Annotated in this window: 22 protein-coding genes; 13 read left to right on the top strand and 9 right to left on the bottom strand. The window is 39.6% G+C overall.

The window, feature by feature from the left end; translation table 11 throughout:
• Positions 1–14: 14 nt before the first annotated feature.
• Positions 15–1,928 (bottom strand): flagellar assembly protein A, encoded by a 1,914-nt coding sequence (locus CVT13_RS00110; RefSeq protein WP_107811161.1) that lies wholly within the window; start codon positions 1,926–1,928, stop codon positions 15–17.
• 123 nt (positions 1,929–2,051) lie between these two features.
• Here CVT13_RS00110 and murJ point away from each other — a divergent pair, with 123 nt between their 5' ends.
• The 10 genes from murJ to CVT13_RS00060 all read left to right on the top strand — a co-directional run bounded on the left by murJ (position 2,052) and on the right by CVT13_RS00060 (position 13,134).
• A complete protein-coding gene (gene murJ / locus CVT13_RS00105) occupies positions 2,052–3,452 on the top strand; it encodes a murein biosynthesis integral membrane protein MurJ (protein WP_107811160.1) in 1,401 nt (466 codons plus the stop codon).
• Positions 3,439–4,833, top strand: a complete 1,395-nt coding sequence (gene cysS, locus CVT13_RS00100) for a cysteine--tRNA ligase (RefSeq protein WP_107811159.1) — start codon at positions 3,439–3,441, stop codon at positions 4,831–4,833. The genes murJ and cysS overlap by 14 nt, the downstream gene beginning before the upstream one ends.
• A complete protein-coding gene (locus CVT13_RS00095; RefSeq protein ID WP_107811158.1) occupies positions 4,826–6,550 on the top strand; it encodes an ABC transporter ATP-binding protein in 1,725 nt (574 codons plus the stop codon). The genes cysS and CVT13_RS00095 overlap by 8 nt, the downstream gene beginning before the upstream one ends.
• 53 nt (positions 6,551–6,603) lie before the next feature.
• Positions 6,604–7,677: a quinone-dependent dihydroorotate dehydrogenase gene (locus tag CVT13_RS00090; RefSeq protein ID WP_107811453.1), complete on the top strand. Its 1,074-nt coding sequence runs from the start codon at positions 6,604–6,606 to the stop codon at positions 7,675–7,677.
• An 11-nt stretch (positions 7,678–7,688) separates the two neighbouring features.
• A complete protein-coding gene (locus CVT13_RS00085; RefSeq protein ID WP_107811157.1) occupies positions 7,689–8,930 on the top strand; it encodes a M16 family metallopeptidase in 1,242 nt (413 codons plus the stop codon).
• A 26-nt stretch (positions 8,931–8,956) separates the two neighbouring features.
• Positions 8,957–9,826 carry a 4-hydroxy-tetrahydrodipicolinate synthase gene (gene dapA, locus CVT13_RS00080; RefSeq protein ID WP_054197407.1) on the top strand — a complete coding sequence of 290 codons (870 nt, stop codon included), beginning with the start codon at positions 8,957–8,959 and terminating at the stop codon, positions 9,824–9,826.
• Positions 9,826–10,614 carry an enoyl-ACP reductase gene (locus CVT13_RS00075; RefSeq protein ID WP_054196728.1) on the top strand — a complete coding sequence of 263 codons (789 nt, stop codon included), beginning with the start codon at positions 9,826–9,828 and terminating at the stop codon, positions 10,612–10,614. Before dapA ends, CVT13_RS00075 begins: the two co-directional genes overlap by 1 nt.
• Positions 10,615–10,647: 33 nt before the next feature.
• The gene (pgsA, locus tag CVT13_RS00070; protein WP_107811156.1) at positions 10,648–11,193 is read left to right on the top strand and encodes a CDP-diacylglycerol--glycerol-3-phosphate 3-phosphatidyltransferase; all 546 of its coding nucleotides are present in this window, start codon (positions 10,648–10,650) and stop codon (positions 11,191–11,193) included.
• A gap of 196 nt (positions 11,194–11,389) precedes the next feature.
• Positions 11,390–12,499 (top strand): RIP metalloprotease RseP, encoded by a 1,110-nt coding sequence (rseP, locus tag CVT13_RS00065; RefSeq protein WP_107811155.1) that lies wholly within the window; start codon positions 11,390–11,392, stop codon positions 12,497–12,499.
• Complete coding sequence (locus CVT13_RS00060) at positions 12,496–13,134, top strand: YggS family pyridoxal phosphate-dependent enzyme (RefSeq protein WP_199907258.1); 639 nt, start codon at positions 12,496–12,498, stop codon at positions 13,132–13,134. Before rseP ends, CVT13_RS00060 begins: the two co-directional genes overlap by 4 nt.
• Positions 13,135–13,217: 83 nt before the next feature.
• Here the strand turns inward: CVT13_RS00060 and CVT13_RS00055 are convergent, their stop codons facing one another.
• The 8 genes from CVT13_RS00055 to CVT13_RS00020 all read right to left on the bottom strand — a co-directional run bounded on the left by CVT13_RS00055 (position 13,218) and on the right by CVT13_RS00020 (position 19,570).
• Positions 13,218–13,787, bottom strand: coding sequence for a ComF family protein (locus CVT13_RS00055; protein ID WP_107811154.1), 570 nt, complete (start codon positions 13,785–13,787; stop codon positions 13,218–13,220).
• A complete protein-coding gene (locus CVT13_RS00050; protein WP_107811153.1) occupies positions 13,787–14,347 on the bottom strand; it encodes a YajG family lipoprotein in 561 nt (186 codons plus the stop codon). The genes CVT13_RS00055 and CVT13_RS00050 overlap by 1 nt, the downstream gene beginning before the upstream one ends.
• A gap of 10 nt (positions 14,348–14,357) precedes the next feature.
• Positions 14,358–15,080 (bottom strand): hypothetical protein, encoded by a 723-nt coding sequence (locus tag CVT13_RS00045; RefSeq protein WP_103580764.1) that lies wholly within the window; start codon positions 15,078–15,080, stop codon positions 14,358–14,360.
• Positions 15,074–15,304 (bottom strand): 2-hydroxymuconate tautomerase family protein, encoded by a 231-nt coding sequence (locus CVT13_RS00040; RefSeq protein ID WP_021084375.1) that lies wholly within the window; start codon positions 15,302–15,304, stop codon positions 15,074–15,076. Before CVT13_RS00040 ends, CVT13_RS00045 begins: the two co-directional genes overlap by 7 nt.
• A gap of 187 nt (positions 15,305–15,491) precedes the next feature.
• Positions 15,492–17,282, bottom strand: coding sequence for a translation elongation factor 4 (lepA, locus tag CVT13_RS00035; RefSeq protein ID WP_107811152.1), 1,791 nt, complete (start codon positions 17,280–17,282; stop codon positions 15,492–15,494).
• Positions 17,283–17,371: 89 nt separating this feature from the next.
• Positions 17,372–17,761, bottom strand: a complete 390-nt coding sequence (locus tag CVT13_RS00030; protein ID WP_107811151.1) for a transporter — start codon at positions 17,759–17,761, stop codon at positions 17,372–17,374.
• 26 nt (positions 17,762–17,787) lie between these two features.
• Entirely contained in the window at positions 17,788–18,708 is a 921-nt protein-coding gene (locus CVT13_RS00025; protein ID WP_107811150.1) for a cation diffusion facilitator family transporter, read from the bottom strand.
• A complete protein-coding gene (locus CVT13_RS00020; protein ID WP_107811149.1) occupies positions 18,686–19,570 on the bottom strand; it encodes an ABC transporter six-transmembrane domain-containing protein in 885 nt (294 codons plus the stop codon). The genes CVT13_RS00025 and CVT13_RS00020 overlap by 23 nt, the downstream gene beginning before the upstream one ends.
• A 151-nt stretch (positions 19,571–19,721) precedes the next feature.
• On the opposite strand from CVT13_RS00020, the gene CVT13_RS00015 reads away from it, so the two are divergent.
• The 3 genes from CVT13_RS00015 to CVT13_RS00005 all read left to right on the top strand — a co-directional run.
• A complete protein-coding gene (locus CVT13_RS00015) occupies positions 19,722–20,096 on the top strand; it encodes a cupin domain-containing protein (protein ID WP_107811148.1) in 375 nt (124 codons plus the stop codon).
• A gap of 17 nt (positions 20,097–20,113) precedes the next feature.
• A complete protein-coding gene (locus CVT13_RS00010) occupies positions 20,114–20,749 on the top strand; it encodes an NAD(P)-dependent oxidoreductase (protein WP_107811147.1) in 636 nt (211 codons plus the stop codon).
• A 115-nt stretch (positions 20,750–20,864) separates the two neighbouring features.
• On the top strand, positions 20,865–21,204 hold a 340-nt coding region (locus CVT13_RS00005), incomplete at its 3' end, for an Rrf2 family transcriptional regulator (RefSeq protein ID WP_107811146.1).

Below are 21,204 nucleotides of genomic sequence, written 5' to 3'. Positions count from 1 at the left end.
TTAACCTTTTATTCTTAAAAATTTGTATCTGTGTAGTCTTCTAATTTATTTGACTTTTTGATCTTATACTCAGCCTCATCGCCATCGCCGATCTTCTCCAAAGTAATAGCATGTGCGGTTTCATTTTGCTTTGAGATATAAGTGACATTTTGTGGAGGATCAACGATAACAAATCTAATCTCATTTAATTCAACCCAGTTGCCTCTATTTATCACTTTTGCAGAAAATATTCCATTTTGCATGATCTCAAGCTCATCCTTTAGAGTAGCTAGCAACTCTTTTTTATCTTTAAAAATTTTTAGCAAAGTGTTGTATTCATTGACTAGACCTTGATACTCTTTTAGCTTTTTCATAAAGGTAACTGGCGGTATCACTTTAGCTTTTGAGAGCTCTTCTACCTTTGCTTTTATGGTATAAATCGAGTCTTTATTTTCATTTATGACATTTTTCTTTGTTTCAATATTTTTTAGAAGAGAGGCAAGCTCTGCTTTTGTATATTCGATCTTATTTAATTGCTCTTGCGTAGCCTCAGCACTCTCAGGCATTTTACTGGTATCGATTATAAATTTATTGTCAGTGCCTCTTAAATATCTTACGTCTATTAAGTGTGAAGCTGTGATAGTGCAGTTTGAGCCAAGCGTATTTATTTGGATATTTTGAGCGGTTATAGATCCACCAACGACGCTATTTATCTTAACTCTTTTTGCTACGACATTTCCGCCTTCTAGCCTATCTATCTCGACATTTTCAGCTTCAACCTTACCGATATGGATAGAAATTTTTGCATTCTTTGCATAAATTTTAGCCTTTTGGTGTGTTTGACCGCCGATTATTACTTCATTTGCTTTAACCATCGCATTTGCACCGACGTTTCCTTTTACCTCGATCTCGTCAGCCTCCACGATGATGCCAGTGCCGATGGCGTCTTTTATAGTATCAGTTTCTCTAACCACCAAAGTCACATTTGTATCAGTGCCTGCTTGAATAGAGCCAGTTGTTTTAAAATTTGCTTCATTTATCTCTATACGCTCTTCAATGTCAAATGAACCATTTTTCTCAACTACATATCCTGATTTTTTAGCGATGTATATTATGCTATCGTCATTTTCTACTCTCTCTATATTTTCGCTTATACTTATCTCTTTGCCAGTATCTTCTTTTGGCTTTTCTACTGCTAATAATTTACCTCTCGCATCACGGCCATTTTGTCCCTCGTGAGACTTTTTCTCTTCCATTATCACTTCATCTTGTGCTACACCAAAAACAAAACCTCTATCAGCGTAATCAATCTTATCTTCCTCTTTTATTGCATCAAGTTTATCTTTGTAGTAGTAAAGTATCTTTGCATCGGTAGCTTTTTTTGGATTTATACCTTGTGTTATGTTTAGTATGTAGTCTTTATCAAGTTCGCCCTTTACATGCACAACTGAGGCGATTTGTTTTAACTCATCTTTTAGTTTGCCGATCCTTATACCTATTAAAATTTGAGCTTTCATAAGCTGTTTGGCGATATATTCAAAAAGTTTATCTTCGTAATGCTGTTCGTATTCACAATCTTTTGTGGCTTTTACCTTTGCGACTACTTTTGTAACTGTTGAATTTACACCGATTTCTATCTTTGGAAGCTTTGGCACAGCATTTAGCCTAACATCAAAAAATTCCACGTCATAGACCTGCTCGATCTCTAGTGTCTCGTCAAGATAAAAAGCATTATCATCAAAAAAGTTTAAATTTTCTTCAGGGACAAAAACTGACTCTTCATTATCTTTATTTTTATAATAAGTCAAAATGTCTAAAATTTTAAAATCTATAAATTCTACCGGTACGCTGTGTTGTTTGCTTAGTTCTTTAAGCGATATATAAGGTGTTGAAGTTTGAATTTGCGTTGGCGGTAAAAATCTCTCGTTTTCTTGCACGTTCTCGCTCAAAATTGATCCATTTCACATAAAATTTGGCTCTTATTATCGCCAAAATTTTATTAAATTTGGGTTATGTAAGCTTTAAAGCATCTTTTGTTACTATTGCGTTTTCAAATTTAATTTAGGTGAACGATGTTTATAAAAGGTTTTTTTTCAAACTCAGTTGGTATCATGACTTCAAGGATTTTAGGGCTTATAAGAGATCTTTTAACGGCTTCTATCCTTGGTGCTGGCATATTTAGCGACCTCTTTTTTATAGCATTTAAGATACCAAATTTATTTCGCCGCATCTTTGGCGAGGGCGCCTTTACTCAGGCATTTTTGCCAAATTTTGCAAATAGCAAGAAAAAAGCGATCTTTCAGGCTGAAATTTTCATCAAATTTTTACTTTTCATAGGCGCATTAACGCTTCTTGTAAATTTATTTACGCCCTACTTTATAAAGATCATCGCAAGCGGTTTAAGCGAGCAAAACATAACCGATGCAGTGCCACTTGTGCGTATAAATTTCTACTATCTAGCTCTTGTTTATATCGTCACTTTCATGGGCGCGCTACTTCAGTATAAAGGGCACTTTGCGACAACAGCGTTTTCTACAGCACTGCTAAATTTAGCCATGATCGCATCGCTACTTTTGGCTCTTGGCAAGAGTGAGAGTGTGGTCGCACTTTATCTTAGCTTTGGCGTCGTTGCAGGCGGTATATTGCAAGTTTTGGTGCATCTAATCGCTATGAAATTTAACGCCTTAAATAAAATTTTCTGGGGCGGTCTAAGCGGATATTTTAAAGGCAAAAAAGCTAGCAGCAAAGGCTTTTTTATAAATTTCTACCACGGCTTACTTGGCTCAAGTGCTATGCAGATAAGCGCATTTATGGACACTTGGCTAGCTAGCTTTTTGGTAAGCGGCTCGATAAGCTATCTCTTTTATGCAAATAGAATTTTTCAGCTTCCGCTTGCTATCTTTGCGATCGCGCTCTCTCAAGCACTATTTCCAAAGATCACTAGACTTTTAAAGCAAAAAGACGAGGCAAACGCCCTAGTTTGGACGAAAAAGAGCTTTTACTTGCTTCTTTGCGCCCTGCTAGCAGCCACGATCACAGGCGTAGTGATGAGCGAATTTATCATTTGGCTCTTGTTTGAGAGAGGAAATTTCGTAAGGGCCAACACCATTGAGTGCGCCAAGGTGCTAAGTGCCTATTTGGTGGGGCTTACGCCATTTGGTCTGGCTAAAATTTTCTCACTTTGGCTCTATGCAAATATGAAGCAAAAAGAGGCAGCTAAAATTTCTATCATCTGCCTTGTGATAAATTTGATCCTAGCAGTCATTTTGATGCAGAAATTTGGAGCTGCTGGCCTTGCATTTGCAAGCTCGCTTGGAGGATTTTTACAGCTTATTTTATACGTTAGAGCCTTTGGAGCTAAGCGATTTTTAGCTATAATCGAGCCTAAATTTATAGCCGCTATCGCACTCTTTGCGGTTTTGCTCTATTTTGGTTTAACATTTTTAAAGGATATATTTAATGCGAATTTTTGATACTTCCAAAAGAGAAAAGGTTGAGTTTAGCCCTATTAAAGATGGTGAAGTTAGCATCTATCTGTGCGGACCAACGGTCTATGACGATGCGCATTTGGGACATGCAAAATCAGCCGTTAGCTTTGATCTTTTAAGAAGGGTCTTAAAAGCGCTTGGCTACAAGGTCAAATTTGCAAGAAACTACACCGATATCGACGATAAAATTTTAAATAAAATGGCGCAAACTGGCCAAAGCCTAGAGGAGATCACAAACAAATATATAGCGCATTATGAGAGCGATATGAACGCTTTAAACGTGCTTGATCCAGACTTTAAGCCAAAGGCTACGCAGTGTTTGGAGGCGATCATTAGCTACATCAAAGTGCTTATGGATAGAGGTGTGGCGTATAAGACGAGCGATGGAATTTACTTTGATACGAGCAAGGATAGTGGCTATTTTAGCATTAGCGGCAAGGACAATAACACTGATCTAATCGCGCGCGTGGCAAGTTTTGGCGAGAAAAGAGATGAAAAAGACTTCGTGCTTTGGAAATTTGATGAAAAATGGTATGAAAGCCCATTTGGCAAGGGTCGCCCTGGCTGGCACACCGAGTGCGTGGCGATGATAAGGGAGTTTTTAAGCGACAAAGAAAATGATAAATTTGAGATCGATATCCACGCTGGAGGCATCGACCTACTCTTTCCGCACCACGAAAATGAAGCAAGCCAGTGCAGATGCGCTTATCATAAAAATTTGAGCAAATACTGGATGCACAATGGCTTTATAAAAGTAAATAACGAAAAGATGAGCAAGAGCCTAAATAACAGCTTTTTCGTAAAGGACGCCCTAAAAAACGTTCATGGTGAAGTGCTTAGATTTTATCTACTTACAAGCCATTACAGGGCTCATTTTAATTATTCAGATGAAGATTTAGTGGCTTCAAAAAAGAGACTTGATAAAATTTATCGCCTTAAAAAAAGAGTTGACGGTGTGCAAGCAGGGACAGCAAATGAGAGCTTTAAAAATGAGCTACTTGAAGCACTAAGCGACGATCTAAATGCTTCAAAAGCACTTGCAAGCGTTGATGAGTTTGTAAAAACGGCAAATGAAAGACTTGATAATAACCCAAAAGATAAAGCATATAAGGCCGAAGTAGTGGCAACTCTAGAGCTGATGGGCGAAATTTTAGGCATTGCTAGCACAAATTATGTTGAGTATTTTCAGTTTGGTGTAAGCGACGAGCAAAAAGAGCAGATAAAAAGACTACTTGATGAGCGCGCGGTAGCTAAAAAAGAGAAAAATTTTGCAAGAGCTGATGAGATAAGAGATGAGCTTTCCAGCCTAAATATCTCTATCATGGATACGCCAAATGGCGCAGTTTGGGAGAAAAATAATGAATAACTTTGGCTTAAAAGATGTGCTAAAACGCTTTGGTCCATATTTTAAAGACTACATTCCATACTTTATCCTAGCCTTCATCAGCATGGCTCTCGCAAGTGGCGGAACAGCAGTCAGTGCGTATCTAGTGGAGCCTGTACTTAATAAAATTTTCGTTGAAAAAAACGAAACACTGCTTTATTTGTTACCATGTGCGATCATTGCTATTTATGTGTTAAAAAATGTTGGAACTTTTATGCAGGCCTATTTTACGGCATATATCGGGCAAGATACAATTAGAAGATTTCGTGAGAAGATGGTCGAAAATTTACTAACTTTGGATATGAAATTTTTTAATGATTTTCGAACAGGCGAGCTAATAAGTAGAACCACAAACGACATCGACCGCATAAGATCGATAGTTTCGAGTATGATACCTGAATTTGCAAGGGAATTTATAACGATCATTGGCCTACTTTGTGTAGTCATATATCAAAGCCCAAAGCTAGCATTTTTTGCACTTGTAGTTATGCCAATAGCGATTTATCCGATTTCTCGTCTTGCAAAAAAGATGAAAAAAATTTCAAAGCAGTCGCAAGAAAAGACATCCGATATCACTTCAGCTTTGAGTGAAATTTTTACAAATATCGAGATAATAAAGGCAAACAATGCCCAAAAATACGAGCATTCACGCTTTGTTGATGAAAATAATAAATTTTTTAAACTAAATCTCAAAACCGTAAAAATTGAGCAACTAGTAAGTCCGCTAATGGAGACGATAGGCTCTATCGGAGTTGCAGCCGTTATCATCGTGGGTGGCAAAGATGTCATCGATGGCAACATAAACATGGGTGCTTTCTTTTCGTTTTTAACTGCACTTTTTATGCTCTATACTCCGCTAAAACGCATAGTAAATATTTATAACAAGATGCAAGATGCGATCGCCGCAAGCGAGAGAACCTTTTTCTTGATGGATAAAGTAAGCGAGATAAAAGATGGCGAAAAAGAGATAAGCGAAGAGATAAAACTTATCAAATTTAACAACGTATGTCTAAACTACGGTGAAAAAGAAGTTTTAAGAGGGATAAATTTAGAGGCAAATAAGTCAGAATTTATAGCCCTTGTTGGCTCAAGTGGTGGCGGAAAAACATCGCTCATGAATCTACTTATGAGATTTTACGACGTAAATAGCGGAGAAATTTTAATAAATGAGACAAATTTAAAAGATATCAAAATCCACTCACTTCGCCAAAACATCGGTCTTGTCACACAGCGTGTCTATATCTTTAACGATACAATCGCTAAAAACGTGGCTTACGGCAGAGAATTTGACGAAGAAGCCGTGATAAATGCACTAAAAATGGCAAATGCCTATGAGTTTGTGAGCAAACTAGATGATGGTATCCACTCTATCTTAAATGAATTTGGCACAAACCTTTCAGGCGGTCAAAGACAACGCATAGCAATAGCAAGAGCGCTTTATCAAAACCCACAAATTCTTATCTTTGACGAAGCCACTTCAGCGCTTGATAACGAGAGTGAAAAAGAGATCACAAAGGCTATAAACAATCTAAGAAGCAAGAAAATCATCTTTGTCATCGCTCACCGTCTAAGCACGGTTGAGAGTGCTGATAAGATCGCGGTTTTAAGTGGTGGAAAGATAGTTGATATTGGAAGCGATGAAGAGCTTAGCAAGAGAAATGAAATTTATGCAAAACTTAAAGGCAAAGCCTTAGTTTAAGGCGATTTTTGCTAAGATTTGCACAAATTTTTAGGCATTTTAAAGAGGTTAAAATGAGCTTAAACTACGAAACTTTAAAATCTATATTTTTTAAATTCGATCCTGAAACTGCCCATAAAATCGCAGAACTTGCAATGATCGGAGCAAATAAAATTTTTCCAGGATCATTAAGCTTTGTAGCAAATAAGTGCGTGGTCGATGACAATGCGCTAAAACAAAATTTATTCTCAAGCACTTATCACAATCCAGTTGGCATAGCTGGTGGCTTTGATAAAAATGCCACAATGTTTGAAGCTCTCACAGCTCTTGGATTTGGGTATTTAGAATTTGGCACATTTACTCCAAAACCTCAACCTGGCAACGACAAACCAAGGCTTTTTAGGCTCGTAGACGAAGAGAGCATCCAAAATGCGATGGGCTTTAACAACGATGGTTGCGAGGCTATTAAAAATAGAGTCAAAAAACTTTATCCTTATACTTTACCTATCTGGGCAAATATCGGTAAAAACAAGGTCACACCAAACGAAGATGCAATAAAAGACTATGAAATTTTAGTAAGAGAATTTATCGAAATTTGCGACACCTTTGTCATAAATGTCTCATCGCCAAACACGCCAAATTTAAGAGCATTGCAAGATGAGAGCTTTATAAAAGAGCTTTTTAGCGTCATTTTGCCACTTACTAAAAAACCAATCATCTTTAAAATCGCTCCTGATATGAGTCACGAAGATGCGATCAAGCTTTGCAGCTGTGCGGTAGAAAACGGTGCTAGTGGCGTGCTTGTTTCAAATACAAGCGTTGATTACTCGCTCTCTCACTCATCAAATTTAAAGGATTTTGGCGGACTAAGTGGTAAGGTGATCGCTAAAAAGTCAAAAGAGATCTTTAAAGCCGTTGCAGACGAGCTTTATGGTAAGACGACACTTATCGCATGCGGCGGCATAGATAGTGGTGCAGAGGCATATGAGCGCATAAAAATGGGAGCAAATTTAGTGCAAATTTTTACAAGCTTTATCTTTAAAGGGCCAATGATCGCAAGAGATATAAATTTAGAAATTTTAGAACTTTTAAAAAGAGATGGCTTTGCCTCTATTAGCGAAGCGGTCGGCATAGATGTTAAAAAATAAAAGGCAAAAGATTGATAAAATTTAATAAAGCAAAACTAGAAAACGGACTAGAAATTTATCACGTACCAGTAAATCCGGGCTCAAAAGTGATAAGCGTCGATGTCTTTTATAAAGTTGGATCAAGAAACGAAGTGATGGGCAAAAGCGGCATCGCTCACATGTTAGAGCATCTAAATTTCAAATCAACCAAAAATTTACGAGCTGGTGAATTTGACGAAATAGTAAAAGGCTTTGGTGGCGTAAATAACGCAAGTACAGGCTTTGACTACACTCACTACTTCATAAAAGCCTCAAATGAAAATTTAGACAAAACGCTTGGTCTTTTTGCTGAGCTTATGAAAAATTTAAGCCTGAAAGACAAAGAATTTCAGCCAGAGCGAGACGTGGTGCATGAAGAGCGCAGATGGCGAACAGACAACAACCCTATGGGATACCTCTACTTTAGGCTCTACAACCACGCATTTATCTACCACCCATATCACTGGACTCCGATAGGCTTTATAAAAGATATCGAAAACTGGAATATCTCCGACATAAAAGAATTTCATGCCACTTTTTATCAGCCCAAAAATGCCATTTTAATGATAAGTGGCGACATCGGCAAGGATGAGGCATTTAAGCTAGCTAAAAAAAACTTTAGCAGCATAAAAAACAAAAGAGCTATACCAAAACTACACTGCAAAGAGCCTGAGCAAGACGGCGCAAAAAGAGCTATCATCTATAAAGATAGCCAAACACAAATGCTAGCTATCGCTTATAAGATCCCAGACTTCAGACACGCTGATCAAGTGGGGCTAAATGCGATAAGCGAATATTTAACCACTGGCAAAAGCTCTATCTTACAGCAGCGCCTAGTCGATGAGCTCATGCTTGTAAATCAAATTTATGCTTACAACATGAGCTGTGTTGATGAAAATTTATTTATATTTTTAGCAGTTTGCAACCCAGATGTCGAAGCAAACGTGGTTGAGGCTGAAATTTTAAAGATCATAGATGATTTAAAAAATAAGCCAATCGATAAAGATGATGTTTTAAGAGTTAAGAATTTGATAAAAACTGATTTTATTTACTCATTTGAGAGTGCAAGCAAGGTTGCAAATTTATATGGCTCATACCTTGCTAGAGGCGACATAAAGCCACTTTACGAGCTTGAAAAAAATATCGATAAGATAGATGCCAAGCTTTTAAAAGAGATAGCAAATAGATATTTTAATGAAAAAACCAGCACAACAATAATATTAAAAAAGGAATAAACGTGGAAAATTCGCTTCAAGGTGCGATGACCGCACTCATTACGCCATTTAAAAATCAAAAAGTAGATGAAGTCAGTTTTGAAAAACTAATAAAAAGACAGATAAAACACGGCATAGATGTCGTTGTGCCAGTTGGAACTACTGGTGAGAGTGCAACACTAACGCATGATGAGCATAGAATTTGTATCGAAATAGCCGTAGATGCGTGTAAAGGCACAAATGTAAAAGTACTAGCTGGAGCTGGCAGCAACGCGACTCACGAGGCTATTGGTATCGCTAAATTTGCCCAAGCTCATGGTGCTGATGGCATCCTCTCTGTTGCACCTTATTACAACAAACCAACACAAGAAGGGCTTTATGAGCATTACAAAGCCATTGCAAATAGCATTGAAATCCCTGTGCTTCTTTACAATGTTCCTGGCAGAGTTGGCGTGGATATCTTGCCAGCGACTGTTTTTAGACTCTTTAAAGAGTGTAAAAATATCTACGGTATCAAAGAAGCAACAGGCAGCATCGATAGATGCGTCGATCTACTGGCTCACGAGCCAAATTTAGTAGTCATCAGCGGTGAAGATGCGATCAACTATCCTATCATATCAAATGGCGGCAAAGGCGTTATCTCAGTTACTGCAAACCTCTTACCAGATCAAATTTCAGAGCTTACGCACCTTGCAATGAACGAAGAGTACAAAAAAGCAAAACTAATAAACGATAATCTATACACGATAAATAAAACACTCTTTTGCGAAAGCAATCCGATACCGATCAAAGCAGCGATGTATCTAGCTGGACTCATCGACTCTTTAGAGTATCGCTTACCGCTTTGCAAACCAAGTAAAGAAAATTTTAAAAAGATAGAAGAAGTTATTAAAAATTACGAAATAAAGGGATTTTAATGAAGGACACACTAAACGAATTTAAAGGTAAAACACTAGTCATCAGTGGCGGCACTAGAGGCATCGGCAGAGCCATAGTCGAAGAATTTGCAAAAGCTGGTGTAAATATAGCATTTACCTATAACTCAAACGAAGAGCTTGCAAAAGAGCAGGCAAAAGAACTTGAGGCTACTTATAAGATAAAAGCCAGAGCTTACGCGCTAAATATTCTCGAACCAGAGACTTACAAAGAGCTATTTTTAAAGATAGACGAGGATTTTGATAGGATTGATTTTTTCATCTCAAATGCTATCATCTCAGGTCGCGCAGTAGCTGGTGGATACACTAAATTTATGAAGCTAAAACCAAGAGGCATAAACAATATCTTCACAGCAACCGTAAATGCCTTTGTTGTAGGCACTCAAGAAGCTGCTAAACGCATGGAAAAAGTGGGTGGCGGCAGCATCATCAGCCTATCATCAACTGGAAATTTAGTCTATATCGAAAACTACGCAGGTCACGGCACAGCAAAAGCAGCCGTTGAAGCCATGGCAAGATACGCTGCGACTGAGCTTGGCGAGAAAAATATCCGCGTAAATGTCGTAAGTGGCGGCCCTATCGAAACAGACGCACTAAGAGCCTTTACCAACTACGAAGAGGTGCGTGATATGACAGCAAAGCTTAGCCCACTAAACCGCATGGGACAGCCGACTGATCTAGCCGGAGCATGTCTATTTTTGTGCTCATCTAAGGCTAGCTGGGTGACTGGACATACATTCATAATAGATGGTGGCACGACTTTTAAATGAGAAGATTGAAATTTTAAGCATAAAGGCATATTTGTGAGTTTAAATTTACCAAACGCATTGGCATTTTTTAGGATACTTCTGGCTCCGCTTATGTTTTTTATGCTCGTAAATGCGCCAGAAATTTTTACACAAATTCACATAAGTTGGATAAACTACTTCGCAGCTCTTATTTTTGTGATCGCCTCTGTGACTGACTTTTTTGACGGCTACATCGCCAGAAGCTGGGATCAAAAAACCAAACTTGGAGCGATCCTTGATCCGTTAGCAGACAAGATGCTAATTCTTGCTGCATTTTTAGGTCTCATGATGCTTGGCAGAGCGAGCGCTTGGGCTGTTTATCTCATCTTGGTGAGGGAATTTTTTATAACTGGCTTTCGTGTCGTGATGGCAAGTGACGGTGTCGAAGTCGCTGCATCAATGGCTGGCAAGGTAAAAACAGTCTCGCAGATGTTTGCGGTTGGATTTTTACTGATGAGCTGGCCTGGCGGAGGACTTTTGCTATGGATAGCTGTTGCGCTTACACTTTATTCTGGATTTGAGTATATCTTTGCCTATATAAAGGCGATGAAAAAGAGCTAAAATTTCTTTCGCTCGTAAGACCCAAAGTTTTTACTTGCAAAAATTTATATAAATAATCAAATCTTCATTTTCAAAATAAGTAAAATCAAGTAAAAAATTTCTCCTAGCTAAAAGAAATTTTTAACTTAATGCCGTTTGAGAGTAAATTTATAAATTTTGGCTAAAATCTCATCAATTTTTCAAAAAAAGGTAAGTTTTGAAAGGTATTCTCTTCACGCTAGCCCTACTTTGCCTTGGGCTTTATGCGTATTCGTTTTATTTTTTAGTGACTGTTTTAGCCATAAGTTTTCTCATATTTTTTCACGAGCTTGGCCACTTTTTGGTAGCAAGAACGCTTGGCGTAAAGATAAACACCTTTAGCATCGGCTTTGGCGAGAAAATTTACACCAAAAACGTTGGCGGCACCGACTACTGCCTAAGCGCGATCCCACTTGGTGGATACGTGCAGCTAAAAGGTCAAGACGACACCGACCCAAAGGCCAAAAACTACGACCGTGATAGCTACAACGTGCTAAGCCCACTAAAGCGAATTTATATCCTTTTTGCAGGACCATTTTTTAACTTTATCTTGGCCTTTTTTATCTACATTTTGCTTGGATTTATCGGTGTTGAGAGACTTGCGCCAAGCGTTGGACACATAGCTGAAGGCTCGGCAGCTGCGAGCGCTGGACTAGCTAAAAATGATAAAATTTTAGCAATAAATGGAGTAAAAATAAGTGAGTGGGACGAGATCAGTAAAAATGTAAAGCTTGAGCCAAGCACCATTTTGATAGATCGCAACGGCTCGCAAATGACTATAAATTTAACACCAAAGATAGGCGAGACGATAAATCTATTTAATGAAAAGGTACAGCGCCCATTAATCGGGATCTCTCCAAATGGCGAAGTGATAAAAATTTACCACACTGGTCTTGCAGGCATAAATTTTGCCTTTAGTGAGACGATCGAGGCATCAAAACTAATCTTTAAAAGCTTTACCAAACTAGTAAGTGGAGCTGTGCCGCTAAAAGAGGTCGGTGGCATCGTACAGATCGCTGATGTCACTTCAAAAGCCGCAAAAATAAGTCTTGGCGTACTTTTGACGATCGTCGCTTTAATCTCAGTAAATTTAGGCGTTTTAAATTTATTCCCAATCCCTGCACTTGATGGCGGGCACATACTTTTTAACCTATATGAGCTAATTTTTAGACGCGAGGTAAATGAGCGAGTACTTACAACGCTTACTTACTGCGGCTGGGCGCTACTGCTTGGTATAATGATGCTTGCAACCTTTAATGATATTATGAGATTAAGCGGAGGTTTATGATGATAGTTTTAAAAGAGCTGTTAGAAAAGATAGAAAATTTAAGCAAAGATGTGACACTAATCGCCGTTAGTAAAAATGTCACAAGCGCTGAAGTAAGAGAGCTTTACGCACAAGGGCAAAGAAATTTTGGTGAAAATAGAGTCCAAGAGTTAGCCAAAAAAAAGCTAGAACTGCAAAATTTTGCTGATATAAAATGGCATATGATCGGCCGATTGCAAAATAACAAAATAAATCAAATGATAAGCCTAAAACCCACACTTTGGCAAAGTTGCGATAGCTTTGAAAGAGCCATAGAGGTCGATAAAAGACTCAGCTACAAGCTTGATACCTTGCTTCAGATAAACTCGGCTGATGAGGATACAAAGCAAGGTGTAAGCGTAGCAAATGCGGCAGAAATTTATGAGCGTATCCAAAGCGAGTGCAAAAATATCAATCTAAAAGGCGTGATGAGTATTGGAGCGCATGTGGATGAGCCAAAAGAGATTCAAAAGAGCTTTGAACTAACTTATAAAATTTATGAGAGCCTAAAGCCAAAAGGTGCAACTATCTGCTCGATGGGCATGAGTAGTGACTTCGAGCTAGCGATAAAATGTGGCTCAAATATGATTCGCCTTGGAACAATGCTTTATTTGTAATTTTATCGCTTTTACCTGATTTGCCTCTGCTGCTGGAGGTTGATAAATTTTTACTAAAAAGGCTTGAGCAAAAAATTAAAAATCTAATATTTAGCGTCAGCCAAAACTAGAGCAAAAAGTACTTTTACGCCAGCTTTTTCTAGAGTGTTTTTAGCCTCAAGTATCGTTGTGCCAGTGGTTACGATATCATCTACCAAAATAACTGGCGCAGTGATCTTTTTTAGGATTTTAAAATTTCTTGGGTTATTTTGTCTAAATTGCAAATCCTTGCCACTATAGCTAATATTGCTGGTTGCCTGCAGTGCGTGAAATATGGGCTTTAGATTTTTAGCCCTTAGTGCATTTGCCAAAATAGCCGTATGCGAATAGCCGTAATGCACTCTATCATCTATCGGCAGAGCATAGACTTTCTCCAGTAAGCTAAAGCTTTTAGCAAATTGATTAAATGCAAATTTAGCTAAGTTTTTATATATAAAATATCCGTGCATTTGGTGCTTGGAGTGGATGAGTTCTTTTATTTCAGAGTAGCCGTAAAAGCTATAAATTTTAAAGCCCTCTAGTTCTCTTACTATCGGGCTTGGCTCGCTTAAAATTTGTGAGCAAATTTTACAAAACGTATTTAGCGTAAAGCTCTTGCAAAACGCACAAAACATTAGCTATTTAAAATAGCAATTGCAGTGCGTTTGATAGCATCATTTATGATCTCAGTTAAAAATGATTTAAATGCTCCGCCAGTGCGAACTAGCTCAAATTTGGTTTGGTTGTTTGAGATATTTTTGATGATGCTTTGATCACCTTTTTGGATTTTAAGAGTGATCTTTATCTTGCCCTTTGTGTTGTCGCTGTTATATCCGCTCATATTTGCTTCAAATTCGTTTATGAAAACTTCAACCACGACGCCACCCATACCATTTACATTTGCGCCATGAGCTATAAGCTCTTTTTTAAGAGAGTCACCAAAATAGGTCGCAAGGTCATTTTGAAGCACGACGTATTCATCCACAGTGCCCTTGCCATCTGTTATAGTTGCTATAGTGCTTTTGTTTTTGCGACTGTCATGCACTGCACTTATATAAACCTCAAAACCACTGCTTTGTTGATTTGAAACGATAGCCTTATAAGGATCAAACGCAAGCACCGTCTGAGTAGGCGCACAACCGCTCAAAAATAGGACAAAAAGTCCAAAGATAGCTAGAAATTTAAATTTACTCATATTTTTCCTTTCAAAGTTTAGTGATCTCATCAGCCACTTTTATGGCGGCTTGCTTGACTAAAAGCGCGATAAAGAAGTCAAACTGACCGCTTTTTGACGCCTCAAGCTCCTCCACGTGGTGTCTAGTCGAGATAGGAATTCGTTTTTTGAAATTTATATCTGAAAGCACAAGCTCGCCGTATAGATGTCCGTTTAAAATTTCAGAGCTTCTAGAGTAAGTGCCTCTAAGCTCGTCAAATCTAAAATCAAGCCTATATGTATAAGGCGATGTTTGCGTATCCACGACAACGATGCCACGCGAATTTAGCTCACGTTTTAAAAACATATAAAAGAGCACTTCAAGGCGTGGATTTGAGTTAAAGACTACGCCACTACCATCTTCTCTTGTGTAGTAAATCGACCTTGCGCTGCTTCTAGCATCCACGATCCTATGAAAATAGACCTTCTTTAGCCCAACGTTTATATCGATCATATTTTTTTCTAAGCAGCAGTTTATCGCCACGTCGCTTCTATACTTGACGCCATTTATAAAGACGCCATCGCCCCTGCCCCTACAAGCGCTGCAGTCAGCTGGGATCCTCATAACCTCTTCAAAATAGGTCTTATCTTCGCTACTTATGCTTGCACTTTGCACGCCGTCTATGCCCTCGCACGATAGACAAAGGCTAGCTTTTGCCACGCAGCCAGTTAGAAAGACGGCTGCAAAAACTGCTAATAATGTCGCTCTTAGCATTTCACTTCCTTTTGCTCTTTTTGTTTTTTGCGGAGATTTTTCACACTCTCGCCAGCGATGCCGTAGTTGTTTGTATCGACCTCATCGATAATGACAACGGTATTTTGAGCGCTTCTACCTAAAATTTCGCTTATTAGCTTTGTAACTCCGCTTATCATCTTCTCTTTTTGCTCCACACTTGGGCTATCACCCTCTTTTGTCACGCAAATTTTCACAAACGGCATAGCACTCCTTTTTGTAAATTTAGCACTTAAATTTTAATCAAAACCTATCCACCAAACAAGCTCCCAAATGCGGCAGTATCGCAAAGTCAGACAAGGCGTGGATAAAATTTACGACGGGAGTTACCATGGCAGGTAATGACCGAGTAAATTTTAGACACAACGAAGTATGACAAAGCGAGACAACACATTAGTCTATTTTTAGGACGGATAAAAACGCCTCCTGCGGCAAATTCACCTTACCAATGGCCTTCATCCTCTTCTTACCCTCTTTTTGCTTTTCAAGCAACTTCCTCTTACGCGTGATATCGCCGCCGTAGCACTTGGCTGTGACGTTTTTACCCATTGATTTTACGGTTTCTCGGGCGATTATTTTATTACCGATGCTAGCTTGTATCGCCACTTCAAAGAGTTGACGTGGCACGATCTCTTTCATCGCCTTTACGAAGTCCCTGCCCTTTGTCTGAGCCTTGCTCTCAGGCACGATGATAGAGAGCGCATCGACCGTCTCGCCGGCTACTTTGACATCAAGCTTCACTAGATCGCCCACGCGGTAGTCGCTTGGCTCGTAGTCAAAGCTCGCGTAGCCTTTAGTGCTTGACTTTAGCTTGTCGTAAAAGTCCATCACGATCTCATTCATCGGTATATCATACTCGAGTAAAACGCGGTCAGTCGTGATGTAGTCCATCTTCGTTTGTATGCCGCGGCGATTGTTTAAAAGCGTGATGATGTTGCCCAAAAACTCGCTTGGCGTGATTATAGTCGCTTTCACGTATGGTTCAAGGATTGAGTCTATTTTATTTACAGGCGGCAACTGGCTTGGGTTTTGAATTTTTAAATTTAACCCATCAGTTTGGATGACTTCATAAGTCACAGTTGGCGCTGTGGCGATGAGATCAAGATCAAATTCACGCTCCAGCCTCTCTTTGACAACCTCCATATGAAGAAGACCTAAAAAGCCAACCCTAAAGCCAAATCCAAGTGCGACCGAGGTCTCTGGCTCGTAGCTAATGGAGCTGTCATTTAGCTTTAGCTTATCCAGCGCGTCACGCAGATCTTCAAATTTATCAGTTTCTATTGGATAAAGTCCCGCAAAAACAAACGGCTTAGCCCTCTCAAAGCCGCCAACTGGCTCTTTTAGAGGATTTCTTGACTGCGTTATCGTATCTCCAACTTGCACGTCGCTAACGTTTTTAAGCCCCAAAACCACGATGCCAACCTCGCCAGCGCTAAGCGTTTTGGTCTTGATCGGAGCTATAGGATTTGGATACATGAGGTCTAGCACGATGTGTTTTTTGCCTGTACCCATGACCAAAATTTCATCATTTTTTGAAATTTCACCATCATAAACACGCACAAGAGCAAGTGCGCCGAGGTAGTTGTCAAACCAACTATCGTAGATTAGCGCCTTTGTAGGCTTGCTTACGTCGCCATTTGGCGCTGGGATCCTCGTGATGATCGCTTCAAGCAGCTCCTTTATGCCAACGCCTGTTTTTGCGCTCACTTCGATCGCTCCTGAGCAGTCAAGGCCGATGATATGCTCTATCTCGTCTTTTACCCTAGCAGGGTCAGCCGCTGGTAGGTCGATCTTGTTGATGACTGGGATGATCTCTAGGTTATTTTCAAGTGCGATATAGACGTTTGCGATGGTTTGCGCCTCCACGCCCTGGCTAGCATCCACGACAAGCAGTGCGCCCTCGCAGCTAGCTAGGCTACGGCTCACCTCATAGCTAAAATCAACGTGTCCTGGGGTGTCTATCAAATTTAGAACAAAATTTTCGCCATTTAGTGCGTAGTTTAGGCGGACAGACTGGGCTTTGATCGTGATGCCACGCTCTTTTTCGATGTCCATCGTGTCCATGATTTGCGAGCTCATCTCACGGTCGCTTACAGCGCCACACTCCTGAATGAGGCGATCAGCAAGCGTGCTTTTGCCGTGGTCGATGTGAGCGATGATGCTAAAGTTTCTAATGTTTTTCATAAAATCCCTAGTTAAATTTTAGGCGATTTTATAAAAAAAATCGTTAAAGTTGAGTAAAAATGAGTTTGCTAGGCTAGCAAGGCTTAAATTTAAAGCTCAAATTTAGCTCTTAAACTTTTACGCAAAGCGCAGAGCACAACGCAAAGTGAATATAAAAAATAAAGATAAGCAAAAAGCGGTAAAAAAGCTAAAAAAGCTGAAGCATAAACTAAAGTACTAAGCCCGTATGTCGCAGTTGCCAGCGCTGGCACATGATAAGTCCAAAGCTCTGGTTGTTCAAACGGAGCATCTATGACATTAAAATACAGAGCAAAATTTAACGCCAGCAACAAAATAAATATATAATCCTTTTTCATACAAAATAGAGCGCAAATCAAGGCTACTACAAAATTTACTGCGATAAGATGGGTTATATCAATAAAAACACAAAGCAACCCCATAGCCACGACTACTAGATATTCATTTCTTACACGAAACATTAAATTTAAGCCTTTTCCGTCAAATTTTAGTGATGATGCCCAAAGTGCTCGTCTTTATGCGCGCTTTTTAGCTCGCAGATGAGATCGTCTTTATGTCCAAGGTTCTCGCTCTCAAACTGAAGCGTGACATGGCCGATGCCAACGTGAGAAAGCTCGTGCTCGATGCGCTTTATCATCTTTGAAATTTCAGCCACGTTTAGCGCATCATCCACCACCACGTGGGCTATGAGCGCGTTTGTGCCAGCATTTATCGCCCATATATGCAAGTCATGCACGATTTTAACGCCATCTACGCTCTTTATAACGCCTAAAATTTCATCCGTATCAAGCTTAAGCGGCACGGCTTCGATCAGGATATTAAAGCTATCTTTTAGCAAGCTAGCGCCACTTTTTATGATGAGTAGCGAGACAAAGATACTTGCGATGCTGTCAGCCTGCGTGAAGTTAAATTTCATCACAAGAAGCGCCGCAATGATGGCGCCAACTGAGCCAAGCGTATCGCCAAGCACGTGCAAATAAGCACCTTTCATATTTAAATTTTCTTTTGTATCAGCACTTTTATGCATATAAATAGCCACGACCAAATTTACCACAAGCCCTAAAATACTAACAAAAAGCATCGTTTCAGCCTCTATCTCTGGCTCGTTAAAAAGCCTGATGATAGCTTCAACTACGACAAAAACAGCAAGTGCGATAAGAGCGATGGCGTTTATGAAAGCGGCGATGATCTCGACCCTTTTGTAGCCAAAAGTCTTTTGTAAATTTGCCCTTTTTTCTGAAATTTTAAACGCTATTAGCGACAAAAATAGCGCGGCAGCGTCTGAGAGCATGTGAAATGCGTCGCTAATGAGCGCAAGCGAGTTTGAAACGAAGCCAAAAACGGCTTCAACCACCATAAACGTGAAAATTAGAAAAAACGAATTTCTAAGAACGCTCTTGTTGTGCATCATTATCCTTCTTTTGGGCGTCGATCCTCTTGCCAATATCTTTTAAATTTGAAAATTCCTCGATGAGCTTTGGCGAGTCGTCAAGACTGATGACGAAATTCCATATATAGGTCATCACAGAGTAGATGTGGCCGGCATTTGTCTGCTGCGAGCTTAGCACTATTATCGCCACCAAAAAGAGCAGCGAAGCGCTAATGCCGATGATAAAATAGCTCATCGCCTCCCTGTTTGAGATCGCTATACGAAATTTAGAAACGACGTCGTAGTGCCTATTTAGCGTGCTTTTGTTAAAAACACCTATCACCTTTGCCTCTTTTTCTAGGCGGTCATTTAAACGAAGATAAAGGTCGTCATTTTTCTTGATATATCTTGGTAAAAATATAAGAAAAACGATCATCACGACAAAGCACGCCACAGCGACCTTTGACTCGACAAAAATGAGCATAAACGCTGAGCCGATGATCGAAATAACCGATGTAAAAAACATAGGAAAATGCGTCTCAAAGAAATTTACAAACTCTCGCGAGAGCGCTACTCTAGCAATGATGGCGGAGTCGTCTTTGGCATTTTGTTTTTCATTCATGATGACATTTACAGCAAGCTTTGCGTAGATATTTGCAAAAACTTGCGTATCCACGCGGCGCCTAATGGCTCCTACAAGCCACGCTATGAGCACAAAAAGTGCGTAAATGAGGGCATTTAACGTGTTTCCTTGCATGATTGCGTTGATCGCAAAGCCCGCAAATATCGGGTATGCCAGAAAAAGTCCATTCTCTGCTAACACCAAAGCAAAGGTCAAAATGAGCTTTTTGTTGTGCTCGGTCGCTATGCTCTTTAGCGTTTTAAAGGCGTTATTTTGCAAATTTAATCCTAAAATTTTCGCGAATTCTAGCCAAAATTTATAAATTTTGAAAAATTTTTGTTGTAACTATTGACATTACAACTAAAAATTATTATACTTCGCTCATCGGTTGTAAATAAAAATATTACAACACAAAGACAAGGAGAACAAAATGAAAAATTTTCAGGTTGCAAAGATCGTAAACGAGCCAAGAGTCGAGCTAAAAGAGGCTTTAAATTTAAGCGGCTGTGAGGTATCTATAAACGAGCTTCCAGCAAATGTGAGCGTGCCATTTGTCCATGCGCACAAGCAAAACGAGGAGCTTTACATCATCCTAGAGGGTGAGGGTGAGCTTTTCATCGACGGTGAGGTGCTAAAAGTAAGCAAAGGAGATGCGGTGCGCATAGATCCAGATGGCAAAAGGTGCTTTAAAGCTGGCAAAAACGGCATCAAAATGATCTGCATCCAGACAAAACGCGGTAGCCTAGAGCAATACACAATGAGCGACGGCGTGATAGTTGATGACGTAAAGCCAAGCTGGCTGTAAAATTTAAAGGAGAAACAATGAAAATAGCAATCATAGGTGCAAACGGCAAAAGCGGTGTAAATTTGGTGAACGAGGCTTTAAAACAAGGCTACGATGTCACAGCGATCGTTAGAAATAAAGAGTATAAAAACAAAAGCGTAAAGGTCGTTTATAAAGATATTTTCGAGCTTACAAAGACTGATCTGGCTGGCTTTGACGCAGTGATCAGTGCATTTGCAGCGTGGACGCCAGATACCTTTGCGCTTCACAAAAAAGTGGCCACTCACCTTATAAATTTACTAGAAGGCACTAGTACAAGGCTCATCGTAGTTGGCGGCGCTGGTACGTTATTTGTTGATAGCAAAGACACTATGCTAATGGATACACCAGACTTCCCGGCTGCATATATGGGTGTGGCAAAGGCGACTGCGGAGTCTTATTTTGAGCTAAAAGGTAGGAGCGATTTGCTTTGGACATACGTAAGCCCAGCAGGCGACTACGACGCAAATGGTGCTCGTACTGGTAAATACGTGCTTGGTGGAGATAATCTCATCTTAAACTCAAAAAATGAGAGCTATATAAGCTATGCAGACCTTGCGCTTGCGATCATAGACGAGCTAAAAAACAAAAAATTTATACAAAAACGCTTCACAGCAGTTAGTGAGCGAGCATGAAATTATAGATTTGACATAGCTGGCATAAAAAGCCGGCTTGTCAAATCTAAACTAAAAAATAAACTGCTTTTAGTAAAAATTTAAAGTATAATCAGAAAAAATTTCAAGGACGATCATGCAAGTAGGGATTAAGTTTTCAACCGCGATCCATGTAGTTTTAGCAGCTTGTTTTTTCAAAGAAGAAAAAGTCACGAGCGAATTTATAGCAGGTAGTATAAACACGAATCCAGTCATAGTTAGGCGCCTGCTCGGTACTCTAAAGGCTGCAGGACTCGTGAATATCGTAGCTGGAGTTGGTGGAGTGAGTCTTGCGAAAGAGCCAAAAGATCTAACCCTCCTTCAAATTTTTAACGCAGTAAATGATAAAGAAAAACTTTTCAAGATCCACTCTGACTCACCCAAAGCCTGCCCACTTGGTGGCAAGATCGAAACTCTCTTAACCACCCACTTCCTAA

The sequence above is a fragment of the Campylobacter concisus genome, from assembly GCF_003049085.1.
GTDB lineage: Bacteria > Campylobacterota > Campylobacteria > Campylobacterales > Campylobacteraceae > Campylobacter_A > Campylobacter_A concisus_H.
Note: the sequence above shows the minus strand (reverse complement) of the source record. Positions and strands in the feature narration are given on the sequence as shown.